Source organism: Enterococcus sp. AZ163 (assembly GCF_050498925.1).
Taxonomy (GTDB): Bacteria; Bacillota; Bacilli; order Lactobacillales; family Enterococcaceae; genus Enterococcus_A; species Enterococcus_A ferrettii.
Window position 1 is genome coordinate 508,255 of the sequence record NZ_JBIPAO010000001.1, and the last position, 22,998, is coordinate 531,252.

Here is a 22,998-nt window from a genome sequence, read left to right on the forward strand (position 1 = left end):
CCTCTTTCTATTGGAGTTTTCCCCACAGTCGTTGCTGACCGTGGCTGTTTTCTTAATAGTCGATTAACTTTCCCTTGCAAGTCTCGTTGATCTTTCATCAGCGAGAACAATAAATAGCTTTGGACTAATACGATCAGGCCTAAGATAAGTAATAACAGATAGACCATTCTATGCCTCGCCTCTTTCACTTATTTGGTTTTAATTTTTCCTAAGTCATTATGGCTATAATCCCAACTATAGGGCTGAGGCTTTCCTTGATTTTCTTCCGTCGGTTTAAGATACAACGTCAGCCAAAATTCTTTTTGAGCATCAATGGTTCCACGCCCCAACGATACAATTCCAGTCGTTTTTGAACTATTGCTAACATGACTTGCACCATTTGGATCACTGGCCTCATCCGTTAAATAGAAGCCCTCATACTGATAAAACTCCGGAACAGTAACAGATAAATGAACCTCATCTTGAACACTCGTCAGGTGATTCGTAGAAATGACCCAGTTGCTAAAATTAGGATTGTCGCCCTGTTTTCCTGAAGGAACAGTCATATCTGCTTTATAATTGGCATCCAAGCTAGGTGATCCGCTATTGTACAAATTGTTCTGTACCGTAACATAGCCTTCACTAGGAACAACTAGTTCGTTCAGTGGACCATTAATTACCTGACGAACATGTAAAATAGCTTTGCGCAAGGAGTATATAAGTTTTCCTTCTTGGTATGTTTTAGAAACCGTATAGTTCAACCCTCTAGGTGTATTATCTAGTTCCTGTGCTTCAATAAAACTATAAAATTCTAAGCTTTTTGGTTGAACAGTGACCGCTTGTTCAAGTCTCAATCGCTGATCAAAAATAATATCTCCATCAGTTAAAGCCGTCCCTTGCTCATCATAAGCTTTTAAAGAGATTTTTTGTGGAATTGCTGCATTCCAGCAAACATCTGTAATTTCGTCCCCTTCTGTTTGACCACCATATTCAGAGAATTCGATATAGAAGCCGGCAACATGATTAGTTCCATCATGCGGTATGTCATTCCAATACTTTGTCTCGTTTGCTTGGGCAAACTGCAAGACGTATTCTCCTGTTCCCCCACTATTTGGTTCAGTTCTGGGAGTTCCCGGATTATTATCTACATTATTGAATCCATTATACGTACCTACAGGAGATTTCCCACCTTCAGTAAATCTTACTTTATCAAAGAAAACCAACCCTTTCTCCGGCCCATTCGCCCAATACCAATCACTTGCTGTACCAGCTGCAAAAGTGTAGTGAGCGATATTAGGAGAGAGATAGGATTCATCATCAATCCGTTTAGCTGTAGGTGTGGTCATTCTCAGCCTAGTACCTCCCAACCAGCCAAAGGTTTTTCCGATGTTATCATAAACAAAATCATGTTCTTGTTCTGAGGACAAAGTAGCAAGATAGCCTGTTAACCCGCGATAAGACATCGTTTTGGCTCGATTATAGGCCTCCATCCAAGTATGCACCTCAGGAATAAATGCATAGTAATGCCGCTTTCCACTAGGATCAATCCAATACGTATAAGCTTCTTCATGGAGAATTATTTTAATATTTCCAGAAGAATTGACAGGACTTTTTATCGTAAATCGTAACCCTTCAAGAAATGTTTGAATAGTTGCTGCACTATTATTTGTTTCCATCGCAAAGCTGAAGGAGTAGTAGTCCGTAGTTTCACTGTTCTCGAAAGAATACCAATCCGTTGGCAAAGCTAGCGAAGAGAAATCTTTGATCTCTGTATTTTTCGGAATTTGAACTTCAATTGATTTCATCTTGTTATCCATTGTAGGATCGACAGCCATCTCCACTAATTTTGCTTCATTACCAGTTCGTTCGATTTCAAAGTCAACTGGTTGAATCATATCTTTGATTTGCTGGCTGGAAACAGTTCCCACATTGTTGGCACGATCTACTGCAAGTACATGGACATATTTTCCAGAAGTATTTTTCTCTGATAGTGTAAAACTTGTTGCCGTTTCATACTTCACTGAGTCATCATTTGGAGCTACATATAAATCGAATTCACTGGGATCTATTCGGCCAAAAGCATCCTTTTTAGATTCTACTTGGGCGGCTAAAGTCGAAACAGAAGAGTTTGAAACTTCATAGAAATAGCCTGCAATGTTACTAGTAACCGTTTCTTTTACTTTATCTGAAGTTTTTACTCCACTACTTTTCGTATTTGCTTCAATGTACCATTGATATTCTTTTCCTTTGTCCGTAGCATCCACTTGAACATTTACGTTTTTTTCGTCTCCACATCGAATGACAAATTTTGGTTTTTCAGGTTTTTCATTATCTAGCACAGTATAATCATTGGCTTTGGATTCCAATGTAATCTGTGCCAAGTTGTATAAAGTATTGGCAATTATTTTTCGTTCATCAACAGTTGAACTCCCGTTCATATGTCCTGTTTGAATCATCCCCGCATTTCCGTTTGTTACTAAATAGAAATTGGTTGTAGAAGTGGGTGAATCATAGAAAGTACCACCTCCGTTAACATATGGATCCTTAAAGCTTAACCAGACAGTCCCTTTGTGTGAACTCCCAGCAACTTGCCCAAAAGAATGGGTTGTTGGAATACTAAGTTCCATATCATTTTCTAGTTCGTGAGGATATTTCATCAGATACCCGTTATTTCTAACGACTACTTTCTCAGAAAAAGGAAAATTTTCTCCTAGGACCGCTTGATTTCTGAGTCCAATTCCTAAATAGGGAGCTAAACGATTATTTTTAGTCAAATCGGCAGTTAATCCCATCCACCCCCTTGTATTACCAGATAGAACATCATGACCAACCAGCAAACCTCTTCCCGCTTCAATAAACTCAATAAGTCTATCCACAGCTTCTTTATTAAAAGATATATTATTATTAGCATCAGCTGTTCCCACAAAAACAACATCATATTGATACTCTCCCTGGACATTTTTTAAAAAACCGGTGGGATCAGTTTTAGAATTATTGTTAAAATCTGTGAGGGAAACCGGTGTAACATCAATTAATCCCATACCTACAGTTGGATCGTTCATCCAATTCCGAATATTATTAGGATAAATATCCGGATAAATATTCAACACCTTAATCGCATCCCCATACCTAGTAGAACGCATATCCCAAGTAGTTCCATCCTCTGATTGATACAGGCGATACCCTTCTGAACTCAAATCAGGAACATCATCCCATTTCAACTCAGCATAGCTTTTTTTATCAGTCCCATCCCATCGATTGTCTGCCGTTAATCGGAAATCTCCAGCAGTTACTACTTCAGAGGCTTCGATCGTTTCTTTTTTAGGCGCATCTTTACTAATAAAAAATGCAAACAGTCCAGCTAGAGCCATCATTGCTACCAAAACTCCCAAAACAATTCGAGAATGATAATTCGTTCTTTTTTTCGCCCTATTTTTCATTTCTTATCAATCCCTTTCCCTTCAACACTTATCAAATCAATGTTCTACTTGATAAAACACTCATCTCATGAGTGCTGCACTTTTGTATGAAGGGACACAGAAAACTGTATCCCTATTTATCAACCTTTGTTTTTAGTGCATCATCTACATCTTTTAGTGAACCTGTGGTGGGTGTGTTTCCTTGCCACCATGAATCACGGTAAGCAAACTCTGCACAATTAATCGTTTCGGCCTTCAAAATGATCATCAATTTGGAACCGTGGTACTGATCTCTTAATTGATCTGAAAGCTTTACTTTCTTGAATAACTCGCTGGTTTCTTTTCCAGGTTTAACGGCTTCCTTAATGTAATAGTAATAACCGTCTCCACCATCTAGCCAATCCGATGCAGTCATTTCTTCTAGAATCAAATCTGTTCCAATTTTCAATGGTAGAATCTGCTTGTTTTGGATATCACCAGCTATTTCTGCTTGTACCTGTGGAGAAACCATTACTCGAATGAACTGATTAATAGTTCCGGTATTTTTGATTGAGACTTCTTTTTTTATCGAAACATCTTTAGGTATTTCCGTTCGGAATTCGAAATCTTCTATGATCTTTGTTTCTACCTGACCAACGCGAAAATCGTTTTCTTCGCGATCCGTTGCTGTCATTGCTGCATACACTAGATAACTTCCACCAATTAGTAGGAGGAGACAGCTGAATGCAATAACAAGGTATAACGTGCGACGAGCTTTTCTTCGCTGCTTCATCTTGCTCCTCCTTTACTTGGCTAATTTATCTTTATAAAGATTGTAGGCATGATCACTTGCAGGATTGATTCCCCAATCAGCAATCAAATCCTTAGAAAGATCATGGGCTTCCATTTCCGGAACCAGCTTATACAATGCCCCTTTGTATTGATTGGCATATCCTGCATTCAGTGAAACACTTTCCATCAGATCAGTAGTGGATTCCTTTGGCTGCAGAATTTCTGAGTAGTAAAAATACCCATCTTCGTAATACCAATAGTTGTCTTTCCCACTCGTTGCACCCGGTGTATCAAAAACCTTATTCGCAGTAAAGTTCAATTTAAATGCGGATAGAGGCAGCGTACGCGCTCCACCATATGCATAAGGTTGATCGATTAACGCCGTATTTGCCTTGTAGTAAGTATTGGAATTTACTTCATAAGTGTTACCCACTACCCATGTTTCAGTTCTTTTTACATCAATCAGAGTTGTAAAGCTGTCAAAAATTTTCAGATTCCCATTACCATTCAGATTGTTTTGTGGATTGGCATCCAGACGATGATTATCTGAAGTATCTACTTCAAAACTGACAAAGAATTCCGTCAAAGATAAACGAACAATTGTCGGAATCTCTCCATTATTGGTTACCTTTATCTTTTTTGTTTTCGTTACTCCGGGTGCCCAATCGTAAACTCGATTAAAGTCTTCCTCAATCATTGCAGACAAGGTTTTGTGATTTGCGTTGGCGCGGTTCACTCGTTCATCTGCGGATGTAATCCAAGCATACGTACTGCCTACAATCAAAAGTAGACTCAAAGCAAGCGAGAAGCAGGCAAAAAGCAGCTTGCTTTTGAGAAATACACGAAAAAGATGTTGCCGTTTTTCTTTTTGGTTCATTCCTGCTCCTCCTCTTGCCGTTTTTTCCATAAGAACAACGCGATCATTACCAGTAATAAACCACTTAAGAACATATAAACTATTTGCTCACCGGTTTGCGGCAACAGCTTCCGGTTAGAAGGTATTCCTTGACCAGTGGATGGTAAATTACCTGATCCGCCAGGCGAACTTGGGATTGTCGATTCAGACGTTTGTGTTGGTGTTGTGGGTTCTGTTGGCTTCGTTGGTTCTTTCGGTTGATCCCTAGTACCCACAAAGGTCCAATAAAACTCCAGCTTACTTTGTTCCCGCAAATCTTCATTGGTAAGATGTGCATCCATCGTGAAGCGTGCTAACAATAGTTTATCTGTTCCGTACTTGCATACGCCCAGTTCCAACGGGGTTTTTGACCAATCAAAACTGCCATCGCCTAAAATAGGTCCTTGATAGATTTCTTTTTCATCCAAAATGAGGGTTAAGGTGATATGCTCTTTCCAAAAAATAGATCCGTTAGAGCCCACTTCTTCCACTAACAGGCCTAGAGAAAAGGGGTCTTCCAGGTCTAAGCCGCGGATGGTAATTTCCTTTTCATACACCTCTCCTGGGAGAATACCCATTAAATCAATGTAATAGTCTCCCTCGGAAGTAGCATACATGCCTTCAGAATCACCAATCACCAAGCCAGGAGGAAGTGTTTTGGCTGCCTCAGCAGCTAGAGAACCGCTGAACAGAATGAAGAGACTGAGTATTCCAATAAGTATTCTGCGCATGTTCATTCACTCCCTCCTTGCTTAAAAGCTCATCAAGTTAAATACCAGCAACTAGTTTAGTCACGATTGCTGCGGTGTCACCTGTTGGTGCAGCACCATTACCTAAGTTCCAGCCGGCACTGTCTGTTAAGGCATCTTTAGTTGCCTGTACAGCTTCCATTTTCACAACTAAATCGAAGGAAGCATTCGTGTATTCAACACCTAATGCACTTTCGAAGACCAATTTCTTCAATAGGTCTGGAGTTGTTTCACCAGATTTCAACGGAACAGTGTAGTAGAACCAGCCATCTTCTTCGTTGTATACCCATTTGCTGTTTGCTAAAGTCCCAACATCCGTGATGTCTGCACCATAGCCTACACGGATATGGTTTTTACCTAAACCAGTCGTATCTGCTTGTAAGCCGTAATTAGTAGTTGAAGCAATTGGTTTTTGGTCGGCAACGGTTGCTGGAGTTGGTCCAGGAATCGTAAATCCAGCACCCAAACCAGCTGCTGTATTCGTGTAGTTGTAGTCTACGCTGTAACGTACACCGTTAGTTCCTAGCAAAGCATTCCCAGAAGCAGCTCCTGCTTCATCTGGTAAAGTAGATTTTGCCCAGTTCGCTACGGTATGTTTGTAGCCATTTTCGTAGTAGCCGTATTTCACGTTTGATACTGTGAAATCCCAATCCATTCCATCATTACTGCCGTTTTCATTGGTTACATTAATATCGCAAGTCATTGCTTGGTATTTATTTTTTGTTGCATCAAATCCTACATCTCCAGGATTCAAACCAGCGTTGGAAGGATCGGAGTAGTACTCATGAACTATTTTTGTTTCTAAGTTATTGCTGATAGATCCCGTCAATGGATCCGTTACTTTTCCACCTTTAGCTAAGAATTTCACATTAGTGTCTTGTGCAGTCAAACCAGTCACTTGTGCGGTTGGAACAATTTCATACCCATCATTAAACATTGATGCTGCGTTGGCGTTCACTGGCATGTGTTTGCCTAAACCAGGATCATTAGTCACATGGGTATATTTTGCATTAGCTACAGTTACTGCATCATACTTAACATCCCCTTTTTCAGTTAAATGCTTCAGTACTTCTTCATAAGAAATCCGTACAAATACACTGGCATTCCCAGTATTAGAAACGGATACTTCTTTCTTCGCTTCCGTCCCTGCAACTAATGGCATTGGTTCCCATTGTTCCTTCAATACCACGCTGTCATCATTGACCGCTGCTGATTCTGCTCGGTTGATCCGTTGGTCCTGTGCAGTAATCCAGGCAAACGTCCCTGAGATGGCTGCGATTAACGCCAAAGCTGCCGCTGCAGCCATCAGCTTTTTCTTTTTGCTGTTCTTCTTCATTCCTTTTTCCTCCTATACATCCTTTTATTCTTTTTTATATAAACACTCAAACTTACGAGCGGTTATACCCAGTTGGATACCCATTTCTTTTCATTGGTCGTTTAGCTGGTTCTGGTTGCAGAAAATAAGCTTTCAGCACTAGAAAGAAGCCAAAGGTCGACAACACACACACAATACATAGCCAGAGATTCTCTTGAATGAAGTTCAAGAAACTACCCATTTTAGGGACAACGAACATCACTTTTCCTCGCACACGTTCAGCAAGAATCGGCGGATCATTGCTTTTATTGGCATCTCCTTTGGTGACAATATAATCCCCTGCTTGTCCATTCAATTGATCCAACCGTTCCACCATTCTATGGGTAAGGTAACGATCGCCTTCACCAACTTGGAAAGTAACGATATCCCCAGGTTTTGCCTGTGAGCCATCGATCATTTTTACCAATACAATGTCCCCCGCATAAAATCCGCCCGAAGGAGAATCCGGCTGCGGTGCCATGGAATCGGTTAAAACCTGATAAAAACGATGCCCCATTATCGCGGCATCAGATTTCTCACTGAAAGCAAACATCAAGGAGCTAAGCAAGATCCCAATCGTTAACGTGTAGAAAAACAAGTTATAGACAAATAGAAAGATTTTTCGATTGGTCGACTGCTTCGCTTGCTGTAATGGTTGTGTTCCATAACCGGACACTGGCCGAGGGGGACGTTGTCGTGGTGGTGGCATCCACTCCCGATTCTCACCACCATATGATGCTTCCGGCCTTGCCATTCTTTGATTATTAGGTAATGGCCTCTGATAGTGCCCCTCTCTTGAATCACGCGAACGCTGTGGCGGGTGATCGTAGTGCGGATCGTACCCTCGTTGTTGTGGTGGACGATTAGATTCTCGGTACCGAACAGATCGTTCCTCCTCCCAATCGTCGTATCTCTGCGGTGGTCGCCGGTTTGAGGGGGCACGCCCACGATAAGGTGGTTGCTGATCGAAATCATCATTTCGTTGCCGATATTCCCGCGATCTCGTCATGGTTCCCCTCCTTTCATTGTGTGGTTCGATTGCCAGCTAACTGCTTGGCAGGTCGTTGTGCTGCTTCAGGAATTTTTTGCACACTTTGCTTCGTTTTATTTATCTTCACTTGTTTTTCGAGTGCTTCAGAATTGAAAGTAATTGATTGCTTATCTTCACCGAAATCGGTAGTTGAATCGACAGTAGCGGCTTGACCTTCAACAGAGGGTTCAATAGTTTCCTTCTTCGGTTCTTGATCCCAAGCATCCAAGCCATAAGTTTTGATCAATGCATTCAGCTTTTTGTCATAGGAAGTATCTGTGGCATATTTTCCTGTTAATGCTTTAGTTGCTGCTTGATAGGTTGGCGCCTTTTCTTTCCAAGTTGCTTGATAAAAACCAGCATGACTCGAAATACCTTTCTTCAACAAAGCTGCATAATCTTCTAAGGATTCTCTGTAGCCAGGATACTGTCGGAAAGCGGATTGGATCGTATACAACTGACCGTTTCCTTTGTCTTCTTGGGTATTGAATGACACATTTTTTCCTTGATAGCTCCCTTTAATACCAAACAAATTATGATGCGGCGGTTGTGCTAGCTGACTGTTGCCCGACCCCGTTTCCAGAATTGCTTGAGCGATCATTACCGAGGCATAGAGTCCTTCATTCCAGGCAATCGTCTGAGCATCGGCTCCGATTGTTTGTATAAATGCTTCGGTGGTTTGATTCTTTACTACCGAAAACTGATAATTTTCCTCTGCTTTCGCAGCCGGCACAGGGGTTTGGACCTGAGAAACTACTTCCGGCACGGTTGCTTCAAAAACAATAGCTTTTTCTGCGGAACCTTCTGTTGCTTCCTCTGTTGCCTTTATTGGTTCAACGAATTCAGTCACCGACGAAGCCGAATGTCCTGTTTCATTACTCGTGATTTCTTCTAGGAAAGAAGATTCTGAAGGTATAGTTGACTCTTCACTTTCCATGCTGCTACCAGTAGAACTAGCTGCTACACTTGAAGTCATTTCCTGTTGAGAAACTATTGACTCCTTCGTTTCAGCTAAAACAGATGGTTTCACTTGTACTTGATAACTAGTAATTAGACCTCCACCTAGAACCAGACAGCCCAGCAAGAATTTACTTAACATCTTGCTTCCGCCTTTCCTGCGGGCGTCCTCTTGGCCTTTTTGATCGAGCTGCCGCTTGCTTCAACTTCATAAGAACATTGTGATAGTGCAAAGCAGTCATTTTCAGATATATCGCTAATACCATCAGCAACATCAAAAGAAACAATTGACTCACTGTCACAACCTCTTGAAAATCAGTAAAATAGAAAAAAATGCCCAGTATCAGTACTCCCAGTAGTATGACCAAAGAGAAGAGCCAATAAACCCAATACCAAAAGGTGTACCATTCGATTTTTTCTTGCAGTGTCTTCATTTATTTGTGTTCCCCTCTTTGACGATGCCTAAAATTTGTTTTTCCGAAACCAGCCCAAAGCTGCGGCTATCCTTCGAGATCATTCGGTTGTCCCCTAATACGAAGTAATAACCTTTGGGAATTGGCTTGCTAGTAATCTGCGTCCAAACAAAATCTTCGGTCTGATCAGCAAAGGTATCCTTAATCGGTCTCCCATTTACAAACAAACAACCATTCTGATAGTCGATTCGCTCTTCCGGTAATCCAATCACACGCTTAAGGTACAAGCTTTGCGGATCATCTGGTGGATGGAGGACCACGACATCGAAGCGTTTTGGATCGTGATGTGCCTTCACTTGAACAATTTCTTGTTCCCAGAAGGTCGGATTCATGGACTCGCCGCTAACAAAATATTTGGGATAAAGCCAGTAATAGCCGCGAAATAAGCCTAAAAACAATAAGTACGTCAGGATAAAGGCGCCAATTAGTTTTGAAATAACTGGTAATTGATTCCATCGTCTGCGACCTCAACCAACCTCCTGAGCTTCTTTGACCGGTGTGTCCCGTTGTTCCCGCACCATTCTTTCCAACAAGGCGCTTTCCCCCTGCAGTAAATCAAAGTAAGCCGACTTGCTTAATAAGTTGTCATAGTCCATCTTCATCAATTTCACATAAGGCTTTCTGAACCAAGGCCGAGCATGTACTTTCGCTCGAGACTCAATCACCTGGCACTCATACAGTACAAAGTGAATATCACGAGCAGACAAATTGTCCTTAATTTGTTTCACCTGATCTCGCTCATAAACTAACTTATTGCCAGTTACCGTCATCTTTTCAGTTTTATTCACCAACTCACCATTCAAGTGCCACATTTGTTCCAAAAAACGCGCTTTCTGGAGCAGGTAAGTATACTCACGAAGGCTGATTTTGATTCGTCTGTCCCAATCGCTTTCTTCCTTGCTCTCCTGATCAAAATACTGAATGCCGCTATAAAGCATTGAAAGCTCCAGTTTTTCAATCACCAGCTCCAGCTTTTGGTTGACTGCTCGAAGACGTGCTTTGCTTTGACTTTCTTGTTTCACTTCTTCTTTCTGCACTCGATCTACGGATACCGCAGATTCTTGTGCTGGGGTTTTCGTTTCCTCGATCGAAGTTAATCGCGGTTCCTTCACAATACCTTCAGAAAAATGTTGTTCTGCTAACTCAAGCAACAGCTGTTCTGCTCTCTCCAACGCTCCATCATCTGCTGCTGGAAATTGTTGCATCAGACTATCTTCTAAATGAATCGCAAACGGGAAGCCAGATTCTCTAAAAACTAATGGAACAAAGTCAAATCGATAGACCTGTCTTCCGTACTTAGGCTCTTCTGTTTGCCCCTTCAGCCAAGCAAATTGAGGAAAAAACTGATGCAACGACTGCCAAAAAGCAGTTAGATTCAATGTTCCCGGCACCATTAATAATTCAATGTGATAGCTGCTGTTCATCAGACGAAATAATTGTTCAAAATGCTGGTAAATCTTTTTCCGCTGCTCTTCGCTCAACGTTCCATGCGGCGCATACAGATACTCACAAGCTCGTTCGATTTCCTCTAGCAGAGGCTGTGTCATCAATTCCTCCTGCATGGTAGGAGCTGGTGTAGGGTACAAGGCGAGTTGATTCTGAGATTGCTTCACCAAAAGACACCCCTCTTCTATTCGTCATCCAATAAGTTGTCGCTCGTTGCCAACAAACGTACAAAAAATTGGGTCGTTTCTTCTTGTACCGAACGCAACCGTTTACGATAATTTTTAATTTCCTGCTTCATTACTCGCAGCTCCAACGAAGCATCATGAATGACCTGATGAGCCTCCTGTTCGGCTTGACTGCGAATGCCTTTGGCTTCATACTCTGCTCGTTCTAAAATAGCTCGCTCCTGTTTTTTTGTATCAATCAGGATCGTAGCCAGTTCCGCCTTCATTTCTTCGTTCTCTCTTTTCGTTTGTTTCAATGCCTCAATCTGCCGTTGGGCTTGAGCCAAGGCCTCGCTTTGACTGGTTTGATCTCTTTGTAAGTCACCTTTCAGTTGAGAAGCTTGTTCCTTTAACTCTTTGATTTGTTGATCCTTATCCGCCAGCTGCTCCTGTATTTTCTGTTGATTTTTTGTTTGCAGCACTTGTATTTGTTGCTCTGATTGGGCCTTCTGCTCCTGAAGGCTTTGTTCTTTTTCAGTCAAAGTTGTTGCCATCGTAGTCATTTCCGCTTGCTTCACTTCCAGCTGATGTTTTAGTTGGGCAACTGTTTCCTTCAAACGGTCGACTTCTTGCTGCAACAGGGACTCTTGCTGCTGCCTAGAATCCTCTTCTGTTTTTGATGCCTGGAATGGCTCAGCATCTTCTTCATATCTAGCACGTTCATCCATAGGCGCTGCCATTCGCCGTCTGGATCGGCGATCTCCACGATCATACTCGCTGTAATTCTCCGTCGGACGTTCGTAGCCTTCCTCTTGATACGGCTCATAGCCGTAATTCTTTTCATATCCTTCGTTGTCGTATTCGTCGTAATAATAATCATCTTGGTTTGATTCCTGATATACATCCTTCTTTTGTTTTCCGAACCCGAACATGCCTACTCCTCCTCTATTTGCCTAGTTCATAAGTTTGAATTTTGAATATTTGATTGATTTCATCTATACTTTTAGAAAGCACAAAAAATTCCTCTTTTTTCTTGGTCTAATGAAGACTAAGAAAGCTTTTGAGAAGCCTATTCAGACAATAAAAAAAGACTGTCCTTTGACGGCCTTTGACGGAATAAGCGTTTGTAAGCAGCAAAAGCAACCTCTCGATCACTTGATTCACTACCAAAATAAAGAAAAAAGTGCTGACTAACTTACCGCTCTTCACAGTAAGCGCTTACTATTAAAAAGGCAAAAAAACTCCTCCAAAGCGTGAGAATCGTTTTTTTTGAAAGCGTTTTACACGACTGCTTTCTCCATTTGCGCAACAACATGGAATTGTTGCTCCATCAAAGAACTCGCATAAGTATCTAGGGTCATCTGTGTCGATCCATGCCCCATTATCGCACTAACACTCACAATATCCCCTTTACTTTCCAAGCAGCGCGTCGCAAAGGTATGACGAAGCTGATGAAAATGGGTAGTTTTTAACTTCGCTTTCTCTCTGATCCGATGAAAATGATACGTCAAAAGCCGTGGTTCTAAAGGCTGCTCTCTCTTAGATACAACAAATTCGCCCGTTGCTTTTTTTCTTTGACGTATCAAAACTTGCTTGAGTCTCTTGCTCATCGGGATAGATCGAATCGAGGAAGTTGTTTTAGAACTAGTATAAATCAACTCCGTTTTCTTACCTGCTACAACGCCAAAAACTCGTTGAAACGTCGAATGAACATGGATCAAATTGTTTTCAAAATCAATGTCTTTCCAAGCAAGTGCTGCTATCTCTCCAATCCGTAATCCCGCATAAAGAGCCAACAAAACAGGCAGTCCGTTCCCATTTTCTTCACTTGTCACTGCTGCCTCTAAGCGTTTTTGCTCTTGTCTAGTAAGTGCCTGATTCCTCTTCTTTACCACTTTCGGCAGCTGTATCAACTTAAATGGATTCTCCTTCATCATCTTTTTGCGAATGGCAAAATTTATACACTGAGTTGTAATCCGAAAGATGACCTGAATAGTGGAGGGCTTCAATTTTTTTAGCTGCAAAGATTCCAGCAGCTCTCCTGCAGCTTGCTCATTCAGTTCATTTAACCCATACTCTCCAATCTCTGGCAAAACATAATGAACCAATTTATGTTCATAATTTGCATAGGTCGATTGCTTAATTGTTGGTTGGACACCGTGAAGCCATCGATAAACCCATTCTCGTAAAGAGATAGCGGACTCTCCCTGATCCTGTTGAATCATCTGATATTTTACTTTCAAGGGATAAAGCTTTTCTCGTACTTCCCGCAGCGATTTGCCATATACCGAACCATACTTTGTTGTTCCATTCGCTTTTTTTCCTTTGGGATATCTCCCCTCCCAGCGTTTGTCTTTACGCCAATAAATATTTTCACCTCTACGCATACTATCAATTCCTTTCTATATAGTGACGGATTTTTTGACGGTAAATAGAACTGCCTTTTATTCCGACTTTTTTCAGCACATCATCCAGCTTCGATCGTTACGAGAACGAAACAAGAAGTCATTTTAATTATTTTTTTAAAATATATTGCGTATTTATTCTTCGTAATCTATAATTAGAATTGTTAATAAACAACAAATTAAAAAATACAGCTATCTTAACAAAAGAATCTCTTAGTCTTCATTAGACTAAGAAATAAAAACAATTTTTCTAACTAAGAACATTTTTCTAACGATTTTCTAAACTTACGAACAATACTAACGTTCCTATACATTATATATTTCTATCGGCCTATAAAAACATAATTTTTATTAGGTATAGCAAAAAAATTGATGAAAGTTATTTTTCGACAGAACTAAGTCATTTACTGTTTGACTTTTTTGTCTACATGCAAAAGAGGCATCTGCAAGTTTTTCATTTGCAGATGCCTCTTTTCCTTTATTTACTATTCCTTGCATTTTAGTCCACTCTTCATCCCCTTTTAAACAGAAATTGTCTGTATGCCTCATTATGCGTCGAAACATTGGATCTTTCTCTCATCCTTCTTTCTCTCATCCTTCTTTCTCCACTACAATCGCCGACATTTCTCTGTTCAATTGGCTAAATGTTTTTGTGGTTCATTATTATATACTGAGTTCTTTCAGTTCAATCCTGAAATAGATACAAAAAAAGAGCACAGGATGCCGTTCTGCGCTCATAATCATTATTACTGATGAAGCATTGGCACCATCAGTTGAATCAAAGCAATGGACACTGTCGGAAAGGCAAAGATCATCTGATTCAGCTGTGAAGCAGTCATTCGTTGATTAATCACTAAAGTAAATAAGTTGATTAAATCCGCGGCATCGTTGCTGTACAAATCCGCACCTACTAAATAGTTTTCTTCATCTAATACAATTGTTGCTTCGGCTTCTGTTTCGTTTTTGGTTTCAAACACAAACATCTTGCCGTAAGCCAAGGTTGCAGTATGATAACGGTCTGATTCCTGTGCTTCTTTTTGACTAACGCCTACTTGAGCGATACGCGGCAAAGTGTATATTACAGAAGGAATTACAGGGTACGCAATCTTTTCTGTATGGCCTAAAAACTGGCCGGCTAAGTAATTCGATTCAAAGGTAGCAGTTGGAGTCAAGCGTGGAATGGCTTTGTCAATCACGTCTCCGCTAGCATAAATATTCGGTACAGAGGTACGCAAATAGTCATCGACTTCGATCCCTTTTTTATTAAAAATGACACCAATATCTTCTAAGCCCAGATCTTCCACATTCGGAATTCTGCCGGTCGCATCCAAGACATAATCCGTCTTGATAATTTGACCATTTTTCGTTTTGACACGGTACTCTGTTTCATCCTTCGTCACTTCAACGACTTCCGTATTAAAATGAAACTGTACCTGTTCTTGCTTCAAGCCTTCAACAATTTTTTCAGCATATTTGTCGTAATAAGCCGGCAGCGCCTTGTCTGAAAATTCGACTACATGAATTTCACTGCCCATCTTCGCTGCCATTGAAACAAATTCCAAGGAAATCAGCCCGGCACCGATAAAGACAATTCTCTTTGGCATCTCAATCGAATCTAAAAAGTCCTGACTCGTATGCAAATAATCCTTCCCAGGAATCGGCAAACGATTGGAGCGTTGACCAGTAGCAATCACGATGGTTTCACCTTTGATTACTTCATCATTGACCTGAATAGCGTGGGCATCTATGAATTTTCCGCTGCCTTTGTAAATATCAATTTGCGCTTTTTTGAAGGTTTGTTCCATCAGCTCTGTTAGCGGATCAATGACGCCATGCTTATAGTTCATCAGATCCCTCCATTGAACCTGCGGCACTTCGTTAATACCAATACCCTTGTACAGCTCCAAACGTTCAATTAATTCAAAAGGTGAATCGAGTAAAATCTTCGGATTACATCCAAAGTTGGTACATGTCCCTGCGATCTTTTCTTTTTCAATAATCGCTACTGTTTTGTTTGCTTCCCGCAAGGTCATTGCTGCATGCCAAGCCGCATGACCGCTGCCGATAAACACAACATTGTATTCTTTTTCCATGACCGATCATTCTCCTTTTTCCTGTAATAAAGTCTTTTTTGGTGCAAAAAAAATAAGCGTTTCTACGTCGGTTATACGCTGAAAACGCTTATTTTACAAATTTGCTGTTTTGCTCTTTTTTAAACTAGATGACTTATCCAAAACCGATGAAAGTATCACTATGAATAAGTTTAAATCAAAAACATCTTTTCAGAAACGACTGTCTTCCATGACTTTACTTAAATAGCAGCCAAATTTTCTAAAAAAGTACACTCTGCGTACGCATTCACCGTTTTTGTCAATTTTAGCAGCAATAAGTTTCTGAGTTATTCTATTAACATTAGCACACTATTAACGGACTTATTTATAAAATAGCACTAGATCGCCTGTATCCAAGAACTACCTTATAAGTCTTGGCTTAACCTCACCATATCTTGAAGTACCATACCGTTTTCAATAATAATTGGTTCTTCGTAATGTCTGACAAAAAAATCCCGATCAATAGCAACCATTCGAAACCCACATTTTTGGTAGAGGTATAGTTGCTCAAAGCCAATACTCCCTGTTCCAACCTCTATGGTTTGAAAGCCATTTTTTTTAACTATTTCCAAAGCAAATGCAATCATTTCCTGAGCAATCCCTTTGCCTTGAAAGGGTTCAGCAACAGCAATATTCACCAATTCAATAGTTTCTGGTCGAGTAGGTAATAAGACCATGATACCAACTAATGTTTCATCTTCAGTTGCTTCATAAACTATTCCTCTCTGAGCATAATCATCCACTAGCAGTTGATTGGGATCAGCGAGCAATAGTAATTGATTGTGATTATCAGTAAGTTGTTCTACTTTATTTATCTCCACACATATTTCTCCTTTTTTAAATTCATCCATACCCTACAAAATAAACGCAACAGAAATAACCAAATAGCTGATAAACGAATTTTTTCTAAAAAAGATGAAAATGATTCCCGAAACAATAGAAAAGAAAATCGTATAAAAACTGCCTGCAACGCCTTGCAAAAGAAAGTGCATCAATCCCCAAGTTAACGCAAGAAAAAATCTTCCACCGGGAATATTAGTACGAATAGAAAATTGCCGCTCACAAAATTCTTGACCAAAAATAATCGTCAATACAATCAACGCTGTTTCAGCAAAATAATAAACGATCCGAGAGAAAAGAGCAAGAATACTCCTATTCAAGCTTCCATTAAATTCTACTAAAGGTTTAAATCCTCCAAATCCTATGGTAGAAACAATAATAATCATGAGATACGACAGCAGAGAAACATAAAGAGCTCTTTTTTCAATCGTTTGTCGATTCGCCAGAGGATCAAAACCAACTGTTTTTTTAGAGTGAGTGATTAATAACCAAACAAAACCAAAGACAGGCAGTAAGCAGCGCATTCATTGATACACTCAGTGTAGCAAGCCCCAGGTCATTTGTAACGAAACTAAGAATCAATTCCAAACTAAATCCTGCAAATGCGTACAATCCCATCCACAAAAACTCAACTGAGGAAACTTCTTTATCCTGAATCAAGTACTTACCTGCTTTCTTCATTTAACTTTTTCTATACATAACCTATCAGCCCAAGAGCAATCCAAAGAGATCATTGAACAATATATTGATTGTTTTGCAACAAATTTTTCTCAGAATTTATCCCTGTGGGCCTCGGATCACTATTCCCAATATAATATTTGTTCGTATACCAACTTCACGATAGTCCGTTTTCCTTCTGTATTCTGTCTTTTTCAGATCACTAAAAACAACATTTAAAAATTGAAAAAGCTGTTATTTTCGTGAGCGTCACATATGGCTGCATAAGTGGTGGAATTTTATCCAGAAGTTGCAACACGCACCTTGAGTTAAATCGGCTCGAGATGCTCGCATGCTTTTTACTTTAGTTTTTAGTTCTATCTAGGTTGGTCTGATAATGTCGTTTTTCTAGTTAAAACATTCTGTGCCAGGATGGCGAGTGCTTTCTCTGATTCCTCAAATAATGGGCTGTGCGCAGAATTATGAAAAGTATAAAATGCTTTAATCGGTGCATTTATCTTCTCATAATATTCTTGCTGTAGAGAATAACAAACAGTATAATCATGAATTCCTGCGAAAAAGTAAATTGGTACTTCAATGGAGGAAACCTCATTAAATGAGTCATATTGCCTACTTTCCTCAAAAATAGGCGTTGATTGAGAAAAATCCTTTCCTTTCCAAATATTAATACGTTCTGCTTGCGTATAAGCAGTACAACGCAAGCTAGGAAAGAAAATTCCTGATATGACGGATTTCATATTACGCATAGTTCCTACACCAAGCTCGTGCATCGCAGTATCACGTAATGATGAGGCGGTATAACGTTCATAGGCTTTTTCTGATGTCAGAATTGGATAATCGTCAAACTTCTGAACCATCTTTGTGTTTCCAGCAATCTCGTATTGCTCCCGCATATAGCTATATGCCAACTTCTCTGATTTCGGCGAATTGGTGATCTGAGACATTGCTATATATGCGTGATACATATTAGGATATTGGTGTACAACTTTTAAGCCAATATATGTACCAAATGAATGCCCCATTAAATATATTTTTTCTTGTCCAAATCGTTCAGATAGGTATTTTGTCACTTGGGCTGCATCAGATACATATTGCTCTGTTGTCATAGTTTCAGTAGTAAGCTCTGGGTCATACGAAAGTGCGGTTCCTCGATAATCTAAGTAACAGACCACAAATTCATCTTCAAGTTTACTTGGATAGCTTTGTTCTAGAAAATATTCTGGTATACCGGGCCCACCGCCTAAAAACAAAAGAACTGGTTTGGTATTATCCTTTGCCATGATAAACATTCCAAGAGAGGTTCCGTTGATATCTACGGATATTTTTTCTGATATGCTACCAGCAATCACGTTTTCATCGTCATCTAGATATGGCTCCGTCTTACCTGTGCTAGGTGGCAGAATAATACATACAACAATAACGATGCATAACACTATTGCAGCAATAACAACTATCACTTTCTTTTCCCTTCTTATTACATTTTTCAAAATCATAACATTCCTCTTTTGTTTCGTAGTTTTTAACTGACTACATCATGTTATAAATGCAAAACAATTTCATCAATAAGTACCACTCGCACGATTGCTCTACTTATTATGACCTTTTGAGCTACGCACCTCCGACCTCAACAAAGAACAGAACTGTTCCGCCACATCTTACAAGCAAAGCTATTAGGACCAAGGCCATTCCGATAAACTTTCTTATTTTCTTCTCCTTTTTATCCATAATCTTTTCATTTGGTTTTTATTCACTACTGGTTTTAGCCCATATAGTATGGCTATCATTTAAACCAATAGTTATAGAATCCCTTTTGCATTAAATATCACAAAATTAACTTACATAACTTTCGCATCAACTAACCCGAAAGATAAAAAATAATCAAAACAAATCGGTATTTATTACCAATATCGGCAAATAATTAATATTAGTTTAGATTTTTTCAATGTAATACATGAGTTAGAAAGACAGTAGAAGTTATCATATTTGCAATAAGGTGCGCGAATATGGAGAACCGGATATTTCTTCTTTTTATTACCCAATAATATAATGGTATCATCATTAGTACTCTACTAAAAAAGTACCATGGTGAGTAAAAATGATAAGCAGAAAATAAAACAGAACTTAGTAGAGCTGATTTAAAATCAGTTAGCTGTATGTGAGGCAATAAATATCCACGAAAATAAAGTTCTTCACTAATAGGTGCAATAATTCCGTTAGCTATTATTCCAATTACAGCAGTCATCATCACTTTATCTTTAGAGAAGTCATAAACATGATAAGAGCCCATTATATATTCTGTCGGTACGAATGAAAAAAAACTATTTTTTATCAGCTCTTCAATTGGTCCTAACAACATGCTAATATCTAATGCCCACACTGATACAATTAGCAGGAAAATGAAATACTCTTTAACTCTCGTTTTTTCAAGATAAAACAATTGTGTTTTTATGTTGTAAGTTCTTGTTTCTTTTTTTGTGATATACAGCAAATAACCTATTTCCAACAACATCACACCCATAATATCTGTAATTGACATAGCAAAATCATTTGGAAAACCTTCACTAAGTACGTAAGGAACGAGTATTGCATACATAAAAGTAATCATAACTCCAGGGACCAGATGTAAAACCAGTAATTTTAATGTTGAATATTTTTCTATTTGTTTATCCACATGGTTCTCCTTAAATCTTTATGTCAATTCCATAATACAATCACTATAATCTCTCCTATATCAGTTTGTATTCAACTAAAACAAGTCCAAATTAGACGCCCTCATAGGAGTGATAACCCGTACAAAGTTTTAATTCCTGTGTCAGATCAAGCAAGTCGTTTCAATCCTGTGTAATGCCCTGTGGTCTTTTCTATAACTAATTCTATTTTATTTTTGTGTAAAACTATAACCTATAAGCATATTCCATCCATTATATTGAGGTATTTTCAAAGCTGTTTCTATTATTCAAACATATACAAGAACAGCATCATGTGTTGTTGAAAGGATTGATTCAGCTGAATATTTCTATCCTTGTCATCAGCGGAGAAAATGCTGCCTTTTTACGGTGGAATTAGACTAATTTATAATCGACGAAATAACAGAACAAATCCTAATCACTATATTTGAATATAAGACAGAAACTAATAACAATGGGCATTGCGATTAGTTTCTTTTAGATGAAGTATCTCAATACTTCTTTTCTGTGTACCACTTCACCCTAATTTTACTTTCTTCTCGTTCCATCTTTTTGTATCCCAGTCCTTTTCGGACGACTAAAAACCACAACACAAATAATATCCGATAATTGAAAACGATAAGAGAACTTGAATTGCTTTAATCATCGCCTGTCACTTTTTTCAGATCGGTGCCGAATTTTTTTGTCATATTTTTCAACGAAGGTGCCTAGTTGATATTTTTCATTTCCTTGTCCTTATCAAAGTCCTTACTGATGGCAAATACTTCGTGCTTCACTCGAACCATATCACTCACTGATACAATAAAAATTTTTTTCGATCTATGTTTTCTGCATCAGTAGTAACCACTACATACTTATAGTCAAAATCATTGGCTTTTTCTTTTCTGACATCCAATTTTCACCAGGAGATTAACAAACAAAATTCCTTTTAGCTATTTCTGTGAGTCTTAGATGTCGCCTACCAATTCTGATGTTACTTTAGAAATTTTGTATCATGGTATACTTGCACTAAATTAGTGTTTACCCATGTTAGGCTACGCAATCAGACAGTCTCTATACTTATTTTTTACAGCTTCCATCCCTTAATGTTTTACCGGTATTCCTTCTTCTTTAGCGTACGTTTCAGCATACGAACCTTTTGGTGTCACGATAGTCACATTAGGACTGTCTATAAAGCTGCCATTGCTCCCACCATGAATATCCGTTACGGACTCTGGAATAGTGACTTCTTCTAGCGAAGTACATTTATAAAATGCCATATTATGAATTTTGGTTACGCCATCAGGAATATCTACCTTTTCCAGCCCTGTTTCTCCAAAAATACCTTCACCTACTTCTTTCATATTGGCTGGCAACTTAATCTCTTGTAACGCTTGGCATCCCTCAAACGCTACCATTTCTATTTTAGTCACAGTATCCGGCAAGTTAATTTTCTTTAACGATTCACAATAATAAAAGGCCCATTCATCTATTTCTTCCAACCCTTCGCCCTTTATGGTTACGGTTTCCAGATTGTCGCAATACATAAATGATTCTTTTCCTATAAAACGAACCGTTTCTGGAATTTCTACACTTCTTATTCTGGATTGCCCTTTAAACGAACCATTTATCCCGATGACTGGTTTTCCTCTCACCATTTTCGGAATTTTCACGTCTTTTTTCTCTCCCAAATAAACACTAACAATCATTCCTTCGTCTGTTTCCGAATAAGTCATCACTTGCCCTTCTGATGATTTTTGTTCTTTTTCTTTCTTTTTTGCTTCTTTTTCCTGCTCTCTAGCAATAGAATCTTCCACAACTTGACGTGTGTCCTCTGTTGTCTCTTGATAAGACTCTTTTGAAACACTTTGCACACTATAGCTATTTTTACTTGCTGCTGATTTTTCTTCCTTCCCACATCCACTTAAAATAATTAGGCACAGGCCGCTTAGAATAATTAGTCGTTTTTTCATTCTTGTTTTATCCTTTCATTTATACTTGCCGTTATTTTGGAACTATTTTACTTGAATGGATATTACATTTGTTCATCTGAGGCAGCTTTTAGAAATTTTTTTTGCACAAAGAAGTTGTTGTTTGTTCTGACAACTTCTTTGTGCAACACGAATGCCTTACTATCAAAAATTTCTTCATCCCTTTAAACATTCTCTAATAAAACGAATTTTCAGGTTATATTATATTATTATTGGACAAGCTCAAAGCCATCTGTAAATCGTTCTACTGCTTTTTCTACATTATTATTTACTTTCATCTTTCCACCATAATCCGTTACTTCTACAAATACTTTTGTTTCCTCATCTATCTCGAAAACAATATACATTTTTGCATCATCTGTACTATATTCCCCTGTAAAGTTGATGTACGCATACTTATAAGGAACGCCATCTACCTTGCCTTCTCCACTATCAATATCTTTTACTTCCCAGTTAAACTGATCCTTCAAATCCGGAAGTTTCTTGCTAATTTCCACATTACCTTTTGTCATGTACAGACCATCGTATTCAGGGAAGTTTTTCTCAAAGTCATTCTCCGCTTTTACATCATACATGTAGATGTATCCCCCAAAACCTTCCTTTTTATCGTTTACTAAAAACATATAAGATGAAGGGATGGCCTCCAGTTCTTCAATAGCTGCTTTTGATCCAAGCAATCCACCTGTTTTTGTGTATTTTTTTGGCTTATTCTCCTCCGTATCAAAATAAATCCACTGAGGATTACCAACTTCCAGATCACTTCCTAAATGAAAATAAGCTTTCGGCTTAAATGTATCCTTGGTAATTTCATCTTCTTTTACAAATTCGCTAGTATCATTTTGGCTGGTACTCAGAGGAAATGACAGACGTTCTTCTGTTTCTTTAGCACTCTTTTTAGCCTGAGTACTTCCCTTTTTTTCAGCTTCTGCAGTCTTAGCTGGTTTTTCTTCCTTTTCTTGCTTGTCGGCTGTTGCTCCACCACATCCGGTAAGTAAAACCATTAGAACCAATATCATTCCAATAAATTTTTTCATTTACTTCTCCTTTTTTGATCTTTATTCCCTACTGAT

Annotated in this window: 20 protein-coding genes; 1 reads left to right on the forward strand and 19 read right to left on the reverse strand. The window is 39.0% G+C overall.

Features of this window, described 5'->3' with window-relative positions; translation table 11 throughout:
* Nucleotides 1–188: 188 nt before the first annotated feature.
* The 11 genes from IGI46_RS02585 to IGI46_RS02635 form a co-directional block, all read right to left on the reverse strand.
* Nucleotides 189–3,419, reverse strand: coding sequence for a hypothetical protein (locus tag IGI46_RS02585; RefSeq protein ID WP_429972777.1), 3,231 nt, complete (start codon nucleotides 3,417–3,419; stop codon nucleotides 189–191).
* A 112-nt stretch (nucleotides 3,420–3,531) separates the two neighbouring features.
* The gene (locus IGI46_RS02590) at nucleotides 3,532–4,170 is read right to left on the reverse strand and encodes a hypothetical protein (protein WP_207701447.1); all 639 of its coding nucleotides are present in this window, start codon (nucleotides 4,168–4,170) and stop codon (nucleotides 3,532–3,534) included.
* A gap of 12 nt (nucleotides 4,171–4,182) precedes the next feature.
* Complete coding sequence (locus tag IGI46_RS02595) at nucleotides 4,183–5,046, reverse strand: BsaA family SipW-dependent biofilm matrix protein (protein ID WP_429972778.1); 864 nt, start codon at nucleotides 5,044–5,046, stop codon at nucleotides 4,183–4,185.
* Entirely contained in the window at nucleotides 5,043–5,801 is a 759-nt protein-coding gene (locus IGI46_RS02600) for an LPXTG cell wall anchor domain-containing protein (protein WP_429972779.1), read from the reverse strand. Before IGI46_RS02600 ends, IGI46_RS02595 begins: the two co-directional genes overlap by 4 nt.
* Before the next feature lie 31 nt (nucleotides 5,802–5,832).
* A complete protein-coding gene (locus IGI46_RS02605) occupies nucleotides 5,833–7,149 on the reverse strand; it encodes a hypothetical protein (RefSeq protein WP_429972780.1) in 1,317 nt (438 codons plus the stop codon).
* A 52-nt stretch (nucleotides 7,150–7,201) separates the two neighbouring features.
* Nucleotides 7,202–8,176, reverse strand: a complete 975-nt coding sequence (locus tag IGI46_RS02610; RefSeq protein WP_429972781.1) for a signal peptidase I — start codon at nucleotides 8,174–8,176, stop codon at nucleotides 7,202–7,204.
* A 13-nt stretch (nucleotides 8,177–8,189) separates the two neighbouring features.
* Nucleotides 8,190–9,296, reverse strand: coding sequence for a glucosaminidase domain-containing protein (locus IGI46_RS02615; protein ID WP_429964754.1), 1,107 nt, complete (start codon nucleotides 9,294–9,296; stop codon nucleotides 8,190–8,192).
* Nucleotides 9,286–9,588: a hypothetical protein gene (locus tag IGI46_RS02620; RefSeq protein WP_429964755.1), complete on the reverse strand. Its 303-nt coding sequence runs from the start codon at nucleotides 9,586–9,588 to the stop codon at nucleotides 9,286–9,288. Before IGI46_RS02620 ends, IGI46_RS02615 begins: the two co-directional genes overlap by 11 nt.
* Entirely contained in the window at nucleotides 9,585–10,025 is a 441-nt protein-coding gene (lepB, locus tag IGI46_RS02625; protein WP_429964756.1) for a signal peptidase I, read from the reverse strand. Before lepB ends, IGI46_RS02620 begins: the two co-directional genes overlap by 4 nt.
* 69 nt (nucleotides 10,026–10,094) lie before the next feature.
* Nucleotides 10,095–11,240 (reverse strand): hypothetical protein, encoded by a 1,146-nt coding sequence (locus tag IGI46_RS02630; protein ID WP_429972782.1) that lies wholly within the window; start codon nucleotides 11,238–11,240, stop codon nucleotides 10,095–10,097.
* Nucleotides 11,241–11,257: 17 nt separating this feature from the next.
* Nucleotides 11,258–12,169 carry a hypothetical protein gene (locus IGI46_RS02635; RefSeq protein ID WP_429972783.1) on the reverse strand — a complete coding sequence of 304 codons (912 nt, stop codon included), beginning with the start codon at nucleotides 12,167–12,169 and terminating at the stop codon, nucleotides 11,258–11,260.
* 109 nt (nucleotides 12,170–12,278) lie between these two features.
* Between IGI46_RS02635 and IGI46_RS02640 the strand changes: the two genes are divergently transcribed.
* Nucleotides 12,279–12,431 carry a hypothetical protein gene (locus tag IGI46_RS02640; protein ID WP_429972784.1) on the forward strand — a complete coding sequence of 51 codons (153 nt, stop codon included), beginning with the start codon at nucleotides 12,279–12,281 and terminating at the stop codon, nucleotides 12,429–12,431.
* Between the two features lie 86 nt (nucleotides 12,432–12,517).
* On the opposite strand, the gene IGI46_RS02645 is transcribed toward IGI46_RS02640, so the two are convergent.
* The 8 genes from IGI46_RS02645 to IGI46_RS02680 form a co-directional block, all read right to left on the reverse strand.
* On the reverse strand, nucleotides 12,518–13,624 hold the full coding sequence (locus tag IGI46_RS02645) for a tyrosine-type recombinase/integrase (RefSeq protein WP_429972785.1): 1,107 nt from the start codon (nucleotides 13,622–13,624) through the stop codon (nucleotides 12,518–12,520).
* Between the two features lie 764 nt (nucleotides 13,625–14,388).
* Nucleotides 14,389–15,735, reverse strand: a complete 1,347-nt coding sequence (locus IGI46_RS02650; protein ID WP_429972786.1) for a dihydrolipoyl dehydrogenase family protein — start codon at nucleotides 15,733–15,735, stop codon at nucleotides 14,389–14,391.
* A 383-nt stretch (nucleotides 15,736–16,118) separates the two neighbouring features.
* Nucleotides 16,119–16,574 (reverse strand): GNAT family N-acetyltransferase, encoded by a 456-nt coding sequence (locus IGI46_RS02655; protein ID WP_429972787.1) that lies wholly within the window; start codon nucleotides 16,572–16,574, stop codon nucleotides 16,119–16,121.
* Between the two features lie 33 nt (nucleotides 16,575–16,607).
* Nucleotides 16,608–17,117, reverse strand: coding sequence for a hypothetical protein (locus IGI46_RS02660; protein WP_429972788.1), 510 nt, complete (start codon nucleotides 17,115–17,117; stop codon nucleotides 16,608–16,610).
* 510 nt (nucleotides 17,118–17,627) lie between these two features.
* Nucleotides 17,628–18,764 carry an alpha/beta fold hydrolase gene (locus IGI46_RS02665; RefSeq protein ID WP_429972789.1) on the reverse strand — a complete coding sequence of 379 codons (1,137 nt, stop codon included), beginning with the start codon at nucleotides 18,762–18,764 and terminating at the stop codon, nucleotides 17,628–17,630.
* 446 nt (nucleotides 18,765–19,210) lie between these two features.
* Complete coding sequence (locus tag IGI46_RS02670) at nucleotides 19,211–19,942, reverse strand: CPBP family intramembrane glutamic endopeptidase (RefSeq protein WP_429972790.1); 732 nt, start codon at nucleotides 19,940–19,942, stop codon at nucleotides 19,211–19,213.
* A gap of 1,098 nt (nucleotides 19,943–21,040) precedes the next feature.
* Nucleotides 21,041–21,910 carry a leucine-rich repeat domain-containing protein gene (locus IGI46_RS02675; protein ID WP_429972791.1) on the reverse strand — a complete coding sequence of 290 codons (870 nt, stop codon included), beginning with the start codon at nucleotides 21,908–21,910 and terminating at the stop codon, nucleotides 21,041–21,043.
* Nucleotides 21,911–22,137: 227 nt separating this feature from the next.
* Nucleotides 22,138–22,962: a hypothetical protein gene (locus tag IGI46_RS02680; RefSeq protein ID WP_429972792.1), complete on the reverse strand. Its 825-nt coding sequence runs from the start codon at nucleotides 22,960–22,962 to the stop codon at nucleotides 22,138–22,140.
* Nucleotides 22,963–22,998 lie beyond the last annotated feature (36 nt).